Annotated in this window: 13 protein-coding genes; 6 read left to right on the plus strand and 7 right to left on the minus strand. The window is 51.8% G+C overall.

All coding sequences use genetic code 11. The features are described 5' to 3' along the window. Window positions 1-327: 327 nt before the first annotated feature. Window positions 328-531 carry a hypothetical protein gene (locus tag ARC85_RS17905; protein ID WP_286715657.1) on the minus strand — a complete coding sequence of 68 codons (204 nt, stop codon included), beginning with the start codon at window positions 529-531 and terminating at the stop codon, window positions 328-330. 170 nt (window positions 532-701) lie between these two features. Between ARC85_RS17905 and ARC85_RS17910 the strand changes: the two genes are divergently transcribed. Both ARC85_RS17910 and ARC85_RS17915 read left to right on the plus strand, forming a co-directional pair. Then, window positions 702-1,001: a transposase gene (locus ARC85_RS17910; protein ID WP_286715659.1), complete on the plus strand. Its 300-nt coding sequence runs from the start codon at window positions 702-704 to the stop codon at window positions 999-1,001. Between the two features lie 27 nt (window positions 1,002-1,028). Next, window positions 1,029-1,193 (plus strand): hypothetical protein, encoded by a 165-nt coding sequence (locus ARC85_RS17915; protein WP_286715661.1) that lies wholly within the window; start codon window positions 1,029-1,031, stop codon window positions 1,191-1,193. 335 nt (window positions 1,194-1,528) lie between these two features. On the opposite strand, the gene ARC85_RS17920 is transcribed toward ARC85_RS17915, so the two are convergent. Beyond that, complete coding sequence (locus tag ARC85_RS17920; protein WP_286715662.1) at window positions 1,529-2,680, minus strand: PcfJ domain-containing protein; 1,152 nt, start codon at window positions 2,678-2,680, stop codon at window positions 1,529-1,531. 118 nt (window positions 2,681-2,798) lie between these two features. Between ARC85_RS17920 and ARC85_RS17925 the strand changes: the two genes are divergently transcribed. Beyond that, the gene (locus ARC85_RS17925) at window positions 2,799-3,467 is read left to right on the plus strand and encodes an SOS response-associated peptidase (RefSeq protein WP_286715664.1); all 669 of its coding nucleotides are present in this window, start codon (window positions 2,799-2,801) and stop codon (window positions 3,465-3,467) included. A 6-nt stretch (window positions 3,468-3,473) separates the two neighbouring features. Here ARC85_RS17925 and ARC85_RS17930 read toward each other — a convergent pair whose 3' ends face one another. Next, complete coding sequence (locus ARC85_RS17930) at window positions 3,474-3,653, minus strand: hypothetical protein (RefSeq protein ID WP_286715666.1); 180 nt, start codon at window positions 3,651-3,653, stop codon at window positions 3,474-3,476. Further along, a complete protein-coding gene (locus tag ARC85_RS17935; RefSeq protein WP_286715667.1) occupies window positions 3,653-4,078 on the minus strand; it encodes a hypothetical protein in 426 nt (141 codons plus the stop codon). The genes ARC85_RS17930 and ARC85_RS17935 overlap by 1 nt, the downstream gene beginning before the upstream one ends. A gap of 94 nt (window positions 4,079-4,172) precedes the next feature. Here ARC85_RS17935 and ARC85_RS17940 point away from each other — a divergent pair, with 94 nt between their 5' ends. After that, window positions 4,173-5,180, plus strand: a complete 1,008-nt coding sequence (locus ARC85_RS17940) for a helix-turn-helix transcriptional regulator (RefSeq protein WP_286715669.1) — start codon at window positions 4,173-4,175, stop codon at window positions 5,178-5,180. Window position 5,181: 1 nt separating this feature from the next. Here ARC85_RS17940 and ARC85_RS17945 read toward each other — a convergent pair whose 3' ends face one another. The 3 genes from ARC85_RS17945 to ARC85_RS17955 are packed head-to-tail and all read right to left on the minus strand — an operon-like array spanning window position 5,182 to window position 6,868. Next, window positions 5,182-5,526: an SLOG family protein gene (locus tag ARC85_RS17945; protein ID WP_286715670.1), complete on the minus strand. Its 345-nt coding sequence runs from the start codon at window positions 5,524-5,526 to the stop codon at window positions 5,182-5,184. Window positions 5,527-5,572: 46 nt separating this feature from the next. Next, entirely contained in the window at window positions 5,573-6,520 is a 948-nt protein-coding gene (locus ARC85_RS17950) for a 5'-nucleotidase (protein ID WP_286715671.1), read from the minus strand. A 15-nt stretch (window positions 6,521-6,535) separates the two neighbouring features. Further along, the gene (locus ARC85_RS17955) at window positions 6,536-6,868 is read right to left on the minus strand and encodes a hypothetical protein (protein ID WP_286715672.1); all 333 of its coding nucleotides are present in this window, start codon (window positions 6,866-6,868) and stop codon (window positions 6,536-6,538) included. Window positions 6,869-7,146: 278 nt separating this feature from the next. On the opposite strand from ARC85_RS17955, the gene ARC85_RS17960 reads away from it, so the two are divergent. Further along, window positions 7,147-8,076, plus strand: coding sequence for a metallophosphoesterase (locus tag ARC85_RS17960; RefSeq protein ID WP_286715674.1), 930 nt, complete (start codon window positions 7,147-7,149; stop codon window positions 8,074-8,076). Window positions 8,077-8,182: 106 nt separating this feature from the next. Next, window positions 8,183-11,503 carry an STY4851/ECs_5259 family protein gene (locus tag ARC85_RS17965; protein WP_286715676.1) on the plus strand — a complete coding sequence of 1,107 codons (3,321 nt, stop codon included), beginning with the start codon at window positions 8,183-8,185 and terminating at the stop codon, window positions 11,501-11,503. Window positions 11,504-11,506: the final 3 nt, after the last annotated feature.

The following is an 11,506-nucleotide window of genomic DNA, read 5'->3' on the forward strand; positions in this document are numbered from 1 at the left end:
GGCGGGAAATAGGCAAAAATCGAACAAAACAGAGGGTGATAACGCCAAAATCGCGCTTGAATGGCTTTTTTTCGAGTTGAAAAGCGATTCAGCGATAAATCAGGCGTTAATCAGACCCTCCTTAGATCCGAAGGTCACTCTTTTCATCCATTTGTTGTAGTAATAATCCCGATCTTCGTCCTTACCGCCACTCTCAAACCATTCGTCGTATTCCGGACTATTCTCGAATTTTTCTGGTTTGTTATTTGAAGCCATTTTTCAATCCTTTTTAGTTTGGGGGTGAAGTATTAAAGAGGCAAAGCGCTCGCAGCGCTCGATATGCCTATTTCAGCGTTTAGTCCTTTCAGATTCCATTTTGGCGCATGCCTCTTCAACTCTTGGTAGAATTTCTTTTTTTGCAAATTTTCCTACATTAAATAATCCTTTACCCAAAGCTTTAAAGCTTGATTTAACTTTCTCTGGTCCATATCTGGCATCGAATAAATCATCTGAAACATTCAGATATTCACTTTCTTTTTTATCTTTGCTCATGAGAAAGAGTGCTCCTTCGAGTATTATCTATCAATTATCCTAAAGTGTTTTTTTCGCTTTTCAATGTATTGTTACAAAAAAAACTATTTTGGAGTTTAAGGAGACTCTGAATAAGTCCCCAAAATCAGCAATAATATGGCCATTGTCAACCGCATAGGATCGTTGCCACCTTGGACCAGATCACCTTCTCCGAAGCCGAGTACCAGACCAAGAAGCGCGAAACCCGCCGCGAGATCTTTTTGAAACGGATGGATAAGCTGATTCCGGGGAAGCAGTTGGAAAAGAGAGTAGCCCGTTATTACCCCAATGGCCAGAACGGACGGCCTCCCTATCCGTTGTCGGCCATGCTGCACGTTCACTGCATGCAGTTGTTCGATAACCTCAGCGATCCGGCCATGGAATACGCATTGTACGAGATCGAATCTATGCGCCAGTTCGCTGGCCTGAAGCTTGATCGTCTACCAGACTAAACCACAATCCTTAAGTTTCGTCTTTTTTTGGAGCAGTATGGTCTCGGCAAAGTGCTGCTCAAAGAAGTGAACAAGCAGCTGGAGAAAAACGGCCTGATGCTGCGTGAAGGTAGCATTGTTGATGCCACCATCATTTCCGCACCGAGCTCCACCAAGAACGAGAGTGGCCGACGTGATCCGGAAATGCACTAAACCAGGAAGGATAACCAGGGGCTTCGTTCACACATTCAAGGATAGGGGAGAAATCAAATAGATCCAGCTTGTACTTACTGTCTTCATTAGCGACAGCTCTCCTAACCATGACCTTCACCGTAAAGAAAAAAGGGACGGTGTGCGTATTCCAGACACAGGGCTGCCACTGATTCCAGTGACCCTGACCCAGTTTCATTACCGCTTATTGTCAGAAAAATCCGGCTAATAAACGCCAGCTTTTCCTCAGAACTAATGCTCGCTTTGCGACCATGCTGCACATTGGTTTTCCTCGGGCTAGTCAGCAGGCTGCACACAGTTGCATCGGTCTGGGTTTTCTAACGTTTGCGATCAGTATTCACCCACCGCCGAATCCAATCCAAAGCACCCTCTGACGGGCTTGAATTACACACCCCGCGAACCTCGCCAACCACCCAGGTTTTATTCTGATACTCGAGCGATATGGTTAAACGCTCCGGCTGGACCATCCGGTAAATGAACACTTCCCCGAGGGCGACCGGCACGTCATAGCTGCCGACGCAATGGCGCATGGTTGCCCCTTCTTCCAGAAGTTCCAACCAGGAGCCCAACGGCTCTATACCATCGATTGGGGCAAGGGGCGGTTTCGGATAGTCGCCGTGCTCCTCAGAAAGCTCCTTCGCCAGGTCTTGGCGTTTCTCTTCGGAGTTTCGGCTGTTTGCCCGGTTGAAACGTTCAACCAAACGGTCATGTTGGGCCTGAAGGGTTTCTCTGGAATGAATTGCAGCAAGGGCCTGTTCGTTACCGCCGGCCATGGCGAGCGAATCCCGAATCATCCGGCATAGCCAGGACAGCTCCACAGCCGAGGTGTGTTCGTCCACCAGATTCAGCAATCCGGGCCACAACGGTTGCCGAACGCGATTCAGCAAACGAAGGTGGTTCACATGGAGGTGAGGGTGGTGCCGCATCAAGGCTAAGTACTCGGGGTTCTGAAGTGCGGCGCGAGTATCTTCCAGCTCCCAGGGTAATAAAGGTGACAAGGCCAGGCGACGGACTAATCGAACGAGGGATCTGCTGCCCGGAAGCCCAACTGCTTTAAGAATATCGGAGCGTTTACCGGCCAGAAACGCGTTAAACCGTTCGAGCGACCAGGACTGTTCACGCGCATGATCCACCGCCAGGATAAACAGTAGAGGAGCGTCCTCGGCCAATTCCCGAGCCGCTGCCGAAGCCGCACAGGCCTGTGCGAGCACAAAGTCCATGGCGGGCATCAACGCAGTGATGGCTGATACTGCTTTCGGCAGGGCATCACACAGGCGCCTTCCTTCATCATCTTCCAGCGTAAACAGCGGTAACCCGGGCGGCTCCAGGAACTGGCCAGAGGCAATCTGACCCTCATCGTTATAGCTGGCCCAACGCAGGGGATGCTCTGAATCCCAACGATTAACCTCAACCCGGATCGGGTAATTGAGTATCTGGCTCAGGTCGTAAACGGTGGTGGTGCTGGTCATACAATCAAGCTCTTCGACGATCTTCAGGCAGGATAATCCAGCCATACGACAGTGTGGGTCGCCTAAGCCGTAAAACGTTGACTACACTGCCTCAGAAAGAACGGCCAAGGATGCAGCTATGTGCGGACGGTACAACGTAACCGACTCTCCGGAAGTCCAAGCGCTGATGGAACAACTGGGACTGCCCGGTGTCGCACCCAGACCCCAGCACAACGTCCCGCCGGGCGGAATCGGTGAGTTTGTCATAGAAGCGGCGGATGACCGGTACCTGTTGCCAGGGATCTGGTCACTATTAATTGAGCCGAACCCGAACGGCTATGGTTTCCGGCCCAACCCGAAATTTCACACCTTCAATGCCCGCAGTGATCGGCTGACCAGCAGTCCGTTATGGAAAAAGGTGTATCCGACCAAGCGTTGCATTATTCCAGTCAGCGCATTTCACGAATGGAAGGGTAAGCAGGTCTACAACATTCACCCGCAGAATGAGGCCACTGCACTGGCGGGGCTCTGGCAATCCTGGCATTTCGGGGAAGAGCAGGTGAATTCCTTCACCGTCATCACGCTGCCGCCGCACCCGAGCTTCAGCCATATCCACCCGAAAAGCATTCCGCTGATGCTGCGGCCAGAGGAGTTTGATCTGTGGCTGGATCCAGAATTTCACGAGACGGATGCGTTTCGGGGGCTGATTCGAACGCATATTTCTGCACCGTTGGTGTGCGAGCCGGTGCGGAGTACTCATAACTTGGAGCCGGTAGGCGGTGTGGAGGTTATCTCTGCCGATGGTTAGCTGTTTTTAACGAACCCACCAGGAAATAAAAAACACCGGCGCAACCACCAGAATCGGAATTTTTAACCACACCGGGAAGGCTTCCCATTCCTCCCAGCCGACACCGTGGTCATTGAAATAGCTGGTGCACAGCATCGACACCACAACCCAGAGCACCACACCCAGCGCAGCTAAAATCAGAATCATCACGCACCTCGCTGGATGTTAAAGACAAACGTCATCGCATTGGCTTTGCTGATGGTTAGCACGTGAATACTGGCGGCATCTTCGTGCATCTCCAGATTGAGCAACTCCAGCACAGAATTCGAATAGCGAAGCTCTTCAAACCATCGGGCATAGAAATGCTGAACGACTGCGGAAAGATCATCTGACTTGGAGACGAGCTCGCAGCGCAAGAGGGCATCGGGGCAATCGGGCTGCTCGCGAATGAACGATTGCTCGCTGAACACCGGGTCGTTGTGGATCAGGGCATTAAAGATGTCGTGCTGGAACCCCAGCATGGTGGCGTCGAAATCGTAGGTCTTTGGGGTAAACCCATGTTCTAGCAGGAGGGAGGCAAAATTGTGTTTATTCAGGGCAGGGCTCCTTGTGTCGTTGGCAGAACTGGCCACCGGCTTTACTTGGCCAGCACAAGAATCTAGCATGACGTAGCGTCAGAATGTGTCGCTTATGCTGTCGACTTCGAGAAAAGACAAGGATCCAGTTATGTCCAACACGGCCGTTCGCTACCTCACCATGCTCCGGATGGTGCCCCGGTACCCAAGATCCATCACCACCACCGAACTGGCGAGCCGCCTGGAAGAGCAGGGCTTTTCGGTCACCATGCGCTCGATCCAGCGGGATCTGGAAAAGCTGAGTGCGGATTTCCCTTTGTTGGTTGATGAAAACTCCCGGCCTTACCGCTGGTCGTTCGACCGCAATGCGACCATGGACATCATACCGGCGCTGGATCTGCCGGCAGCACTCACGTTTGAGCTGGCGAAGGCCTACCTCTCACCAATGCTGCCCCCAAGGGCGCTGTCCCACTTAAAGCCTCACTTCGATGAAGCCCACCGCACGCTGTTGCGTGAAAAGAACCCCCTGGGCCAATGGCCAGACCGGGTCAGGGTGATCAATCGGGGATTAGGAGGTGCGCGCCCGCCCGTTGATGCCGATGTTCTGGAAGTGGTCACCGAAGCCTTGCTCCGGGAATACCAGTGCAAACTCACCTACCAGGCTCGCAGCTGGCCAGAGCCGGAAGAGATTGTGGTGCATCCATTCGGGCTCATCTTCCGGGACCCGAACGTGTACCTGATTGGTACCATCGAAGGCAGGGAAGGGGTTCGCCAGCTGGTGCTGCACAGGGCCACGGCCGGTGAAGTAGTGGAAGAGCGAATCGAGCGCCCGGAAGATTTCGATCTGGATTTATACATCCACTCCGGCGCCATGGGCATTCTGAAATCCGATGAGCCGGTGTATCTGAGGTTACGCTGCGACAAACCGGTGCTGAACCACCTGATCGAATCCCCACTGGGGTTTGATCAGATCACCACCGAGATTAATGACCAGACCTTCGAAATGGCCGTCACCGTGGGCGACACTCAGGACTTGCGCTGGTGGCTCACCGCTCAGGCGGTGCATTGCGATATTCTGGAGCCGGCGTGGTTGCGGGATGAGATTGAGGACACGCTAAAGCAGGGACTGAAGCGGACGCGAAGGATCGGTAACGCATGAGTCATTCCCCCAAGGATTCAATAATCACCGTTTTACCTTTGGCCCGCGCATAGTTCAGGGCGGACGCGGTACCCCGGGATTTGCCATCCCAAAAGGCGATCACCAGATCCGCCGTATCAACGATGGTACGGTTACGAATCGGGCCGGCCCCACGGCCGTATTGTTTCCAGTCGGGTTTGATCACGGCAATAGGCAGCTCGTGTTCCCGGGCCAGTTGCTCTGCCAGAGCATCCGCGCCTTTTGCACCGCCAGAGATGATGTGCGCGGGCAGCCAGGGTTGGAGCACACGCTCCAGGCGGTCGTAGTCAGTAAAGTGGCGAGAACCGATAACGGCGATTTTGCGCATAGCGAGCTCCACAGACTGGTAGACAGGACTGAGAGCTTAGCGCCAGTTAGCGACTAACCTTGTCGCTTTGAGTATGATTCGCCACCCCAAACGGAATATGTACCATCGGCACATTCCCCGCATCCGACTGCAGGTGGCTGCGCTGGTCATCGAAGAACATATGAGGCTTTAGCACATTCAGAATGCGGTCTTTCTTCATGCCGCCCAGGAAAAACACCTCATTGGCATCCACGCCCCAGTGTTCCAGGGTGGTAATCACACGCTCGTGGGCAGGGGCGCTTCGGGCGGTGACGATAGCGGTGCGCAAGATGCGCTGGTAATCCGGATCGGTTTCCTGCGCCTCATCTTCCAGTTGCTGCAGCAGTGACAGCTTTCTGAACAGATCAGCCAGTGGGCCAGGGCTGTGGGGAATGCGGGCCTTGGAGGTTTCGTGGGCGTGGAATGCTTCCAGCTCACCACCTTTATAAACCCGCTCCGACGCATCATCGGCAATCACCCCATCGAAGTCGAAAGCAATACGCAGCTCGAAATCGTCCTCGTCATCCACCACAGGGGACGGCAGCACCGTGCCTGCCGGGTATTTGTAGTCGATGGCGTTTAGAACATCCTGCTCATTGGACGACAGGAACAGAGACGCATTGAACGCCGGAATATAGGGGTAGGGTGACTTGCCCTCCAGAAACGCCGCCCGGGAGATATCGAGCCTATGGTACTCAATCGACCGGAACACCCGCTTACCGGTGATTGAGGAGTTGCGGGACAGCAGTACCACTTCCACCGGCGAGCTCTCCGGAAACCGCTTGTTGATGTTCAGAAACCGCCGAACAAACGGAAACGCCACCCCCTTGTCCAGCGGGACCTCCAGATGCTCTTCCTGGTAATCCCGGTAGGCAATGGCACCCTGCTCCTGAAACACCCTGTCAGACTCGGACAGGTCAAACAGGGCGCTGGAGGCTACAGCGATAACGAGTTTTTCTTCTATGGGGTAGGGCAATGCGAATTCTCCAATTCATCCTAAGCGGCGCAACGCTTCTTCCCGTGCAACGTCCCAACTGGAATCGTCGGTAGGCAATCCGTTAGCTCCCAGTGGTGGCACCCCGTGCTCTTTCCGTCGGGCGTTTACCTTCTCGGTGTAGTCCACACTCATAGGATTAATACCACGGCGACGGTCATTGGCATCTGCGATGGAATCCATCATGGCATCGTATTCTTCCGGGAACAGTTCGTAGTGTACATCGTGGATCAGCTTGTTGAGCTTATCCAGCTTCCGGCACTCCTCCTCGGACAAACCCTCGCGTTCTGCGGTGCGTTTCTTGAGCATTTCTTTTTCGGCACGATTCATCGTTTTCTCCCTGTTCAGTTCAACTGCGATCAGTCTAGGCCAGTTGGGCGACACATATTGTCGCAGACGTCCCTTAGAATAAATTTATCAACAAAAGGAGGGATGAATGACCACGTGATTGGCGAAAAACACTTTGCAACATGTAAACAATAGTTACGTTTGTTGGAATTCACTCCAACTTCACGCAGTATTGCTTATACTCGGAATGCAACGCAGCCTAACTTTTCTGAACTTGGCGGGCTGGCTGAGCAGAGAGATTTACCAAACAAGGACGAAAGATGTACGACCTGATCGGCGATATTCACGGCCACGCCACTGAACTCAAAGCCCTCCTCACCAAGATGGATTATCGCGAAATAGACGGCGTGTGGCAGCACCCCGAGCGTAAGGTCATTTTCCTGGGTGACTTCGTAGACCGCGGCCCGGAACAGTTAGAAACCGTCACCATTGCCCGAAACATGGTTGAGAAGGGCCACGCTCTGGCGGTGATGGGTAACCACGAATTCAACGCAGTAGCCTGGGCTACGGAAGACCCGCAAAACCCTGGTGAACATCTTCGCCCCCATATTGATAAGAATCTTAAGCAGCACAGAGCCTTTCTGGAGCAAGTAGGTGAGGGGAGCGAGCTGCACCACAGTATGATCGAGTGGTTCAAAACCTTGCCGGTGTATTTGGATTTACCGGATTTTCGGGTAGTACATGCCTGCTGGCACCCGGAGCATCTTGCGGCCATAGCCAAGTACACCGATAAAGAAAATCGGTTACTTCCTGGCACCTGGGAGGCGGCAAGTCGAAAGGGCTCAGAAGCCTATGAGGCCGTTGAAACTCTTCTCAAAGGGTTGGAGATTCCGCTTCCGGGCGACCATCACTTCTTCGACAAAGATAAGAATAAGCGAACCAACATCCGCACTGAATGGTGGCGCGAGGGTGAGCTGACCTATCGCGATCTTGCCATGGTACCGGAAGAGGTCATCGATAAAATTCCCCACGAGCCAGTAGCTTCTCATGTTTTACCTGGTTACGACGGTGAGAAGCCGCTGTTTGTGGGGCATTACTGGATGAAAGGGGAGCCGGCTCCACTGAATGAGCGCATTGCTTGCCTGGATTACAGCGTTGCAGGTGGGCCCGGGGGAAAATTGTGCGCATATCGGTTCGATGGAGCACAAAGGTTGAAAGCAAAGTGTTTTACTTGGGTCCAGGAACAGTAAGGCGCAGATTATAAAAATTTTTGCTGATTTAGCTGGCGAAAGCAGTAGCTATGGTCAATTAAATCGTCCAAAGCAAAAGAAGAAATGCCGTAAAAAGGACTTTCAAATGGATATGGGCATGAGAAGTAAGTCAAAAGCCTGGGTGAATGAGTTTTTGTTCATTAGAGGTATGATTTCGGGGCCAGATGGAAGTCCGTTATACCTATACCACGTGACTGATGAAGAATTTGCCTATCTTCCGACTTTATTGAGACAGACTTTGCCCGATATCGAGAGTCCCGTGCATTCGGTATATTGGTCGGCTGCTTTCTGTCTTTTCGTTGCTGAAAAATATCGCAGAGAATACGACGGCACCAACCTCGGATGGTCTTGGGAGGGATTCGAGAAACCGCTTTCAATCAAGCTTCCAAGTTTGCGTCATTCAGAAATTGTCAGAAAAGGGCTGGAGTTTTGGCGACGTCCAATTCGCCTGAGAACCAATGGTCATGATTATCTTGGCTCTCTGTTTGATGAAGGTGGATTACCCTGGCGCCTGATTCAGAGTGACACGCACGGCTTCGGTCGGGCTGTTCGTGGGACGATTTCTAACTATTATCGAGTCCAGCAGTTAGGCGGCGACATAGCTTCGACTGTGTCGAATTACGCCCAGTATTTTCCGCAGACATTTAGGACCCATGAAAAATATCTATTGATCGCATCCATTGTTGAGTGGCTGATGGGAATTGCAGAAGCCCATCCCATTGCATCAATTGAAGATCCGGCCGATTACCTTGACGAGCATGCACCTGACTGGCGAAAGCTTTCTCCTCTCCCTGTGAGCGAGGGTAATGCGCGCAATCTCATCAATGAATGGCTTAAAGATGCTGGCAAGAGTCGATCTGAGAAAAAGCGGATTGAAGCAGACGAGAAAAACTTTTCCTGTGATCACTGGTTAAAAGGCACCTATGAAAATTGGGCGCTCGAAACAGAGGTATTTCTGCCTTCAGAACTTTCGATTTCGCTTGAAGGTGCCCCCATTCAGAGCACTAGGGTAGAGGTCGCTTTCTACGAAGGCGATGAACTGCTAAGGCGATCAGGAATTGTTCATGGCAAAGTGAATGACGATCGTTCGCAGATTACGTTAAAGATTAACAACCGAGTAATTCGAGTTGGCCGGGTGAATCCGGAGCTCCCTTTGACCGTTCAGCTTCTATCGAACGGACAGCGAATCGATGCCTTCTATTTCGAGGGAAGCGAAGTCGATTTTGCATCATTGCCACTAATTTTCATTGAGGACGAAGGGCAGTTAAAACTAGCCTCAACAGCGTCTACAACCCTGGCGGCTTCATATGCGTTGGTGAGAGTGCCCCCGGCGTTGAGCTCTGAGGATTTATCCAAGAGTGAGCTGTTAGGACGTGATCAATTGGGAGCAGAATGGATCCGCGTATCGGAAGACATCACCTTCGTAGGTGCGGATTCGCGAGTGGTTGTGCGGTTTGACCCAAATGCAGTGATCACAAAGCCAACTTTGGCCGGAACGGTGTCGTTGTACGACACACTTCCCAATCTTGTCTATAGGGGGTGGCCAAACCTCAGGGTTTCTGGAAATGACGACAACCAGTGCATCAGTCTGCTCGCCAATGGCAAACCCCTGGAATTCGATTATCAAAAAAATGAAATTGGCAGTTTCGGTCTGAGCGCCGTTGCGAGGGGAGGAGAAACCGTTCTTCGCCGAAAGATTGGTGTTATACCCAAAGATCTGCGAGTAATTTCGGTTCCCGCTTCCACTCACAGCTCCGCCAAAATAATTCTGAGGAGTGGGAGGAAGCTTGCGGTTCGTATACTTGATGATGCTATACGGGCCGAAACTCAATTAATAGACGATGGTTGTGAGATAACCCTGGAGCCGATTGCACGAGGGCAAGTTCCGCAAAAGGTTAGCGTTGCGCTCTCTGATAGCCTTAATCCTGGTGATCCAGTGATTTTGAGATTACCTTATCCAAGGACTGGGGCTCAGCTTTATGACGATGTGGGCACTGAAGTTAAAGGTGGCTTGATATCCCTCGATCAGCTTATAGGGATGTCTATGACGCTGACACCAAAGCCCGACACGAGAGAACAATTCTTTGTTTCTCTTGAGCTTGTGTGTCCGCACCTTCCCAATTTTCGTCGTCATTATCCTTTCACGGTGAATGCCCAGGCGCAAAGAATTAGCCTCTATGCGTTCGAGGAAGATATTCAACAGATGTTGGGAACAACGTCCAATCAAGACGCATTTGTTCGCATTAGTGTCGAAACAGATCGCATCCTAAAACAGCTCAATATCGTTCGTTACGATGCCCGTCTTGAGGGCCCATCACCGGCAGGAAGGCTCGAAGTAGTTACAGATACTCTATGTGAATCAGAGAACTCAGTCAGAGTATCTGGTATGCGACTCGACGACCCCCGGGCAATTCCAGTTGAGGTTCCAGAGAGGGTATCCCAAGGCGTTGGAATGGGGGTATTCGAAATCCCACCGAAAATGATGAAAAACGGTCCTTGGTTACTATTTCCGCCGGCTGAGTCCAACGTTAAGTTCCGGCCAACGGTCTGGGTTACGGAGGACTCTGCTAACACATCCGAATCTCATGTAAACACCCTGCATTCGGCCGCCAAAGCATTTCACCCAGTGCACAATCCTAATGCTTTTGATCAAGTCATCTCGGCGATGGCCTGGGATTTCTCACACAGTGGTTGGGATTATCTTCGTGCCCTTAAAGAGCAATACAGCGCTTTGCCCTTGTCGGCATTCGAGAGTTGGAAGGCTTTGGCGAACAATACTTCAGCGATAGCAGCGGCAGTTTTTCGGCTAGAGTTTGATCCTGCGTTTTGTAGGCGGTTGAGTAACGAGCTTGCAGTGATCTGGGAAACGGTGAATGTGCAGACCTGGATCGATGTTCGGGCTGGTCAGAGCAATTTTCTTGTCGACCAGGGCATCCCCGAAGAATTAGCTGAAAAACTCGTAGAGGATCGGATAAGCAGCGTCGCTAACGCAATTCCCTGCTTTATGCATCTTTCGAACTATTTGCGAGAGCCAAAGCACGTGAACTTGGAACAGGTTCCTTACGTTTTTGCGAAGATATGCTTTGAAGATTTGCGACGTAATCATGCGGACGACCAGAGATGGCCGGAATGGTTCAAGGTGGAGCTCACAAACTGGATTCACCAGCAGAGCTTCCCGGCGGAAATAACGACCCTCCCCGACGTTGGGTTTTCGAGAGCAGTGGCTTACCTGCCTGTTTTTATGGCGGCGGTCACAGCAGGAAAAGCCAATTTTTCAGACCTCGCTGAATCGCTTCCAGAATTGAAATTCGCTGTTCGGGTTCTTTCGGACTTCGACCGTGACGCTTGGTATGAACCTACCTATTCACTGGTACTCTCAAATCTTTTGCTCGAAACAGAAGAATAAGGA

The sequence above is a fragment of the Marinobacter sp. tcs-11 genome, from assembly GCF_002049515.1.
GTDB lineage: Bacteria > Pseudomonadota > Gammaproteobacteria > Pseudomonadales > Oleiphilaceae > Marinobacter > Marinobacter nauticus.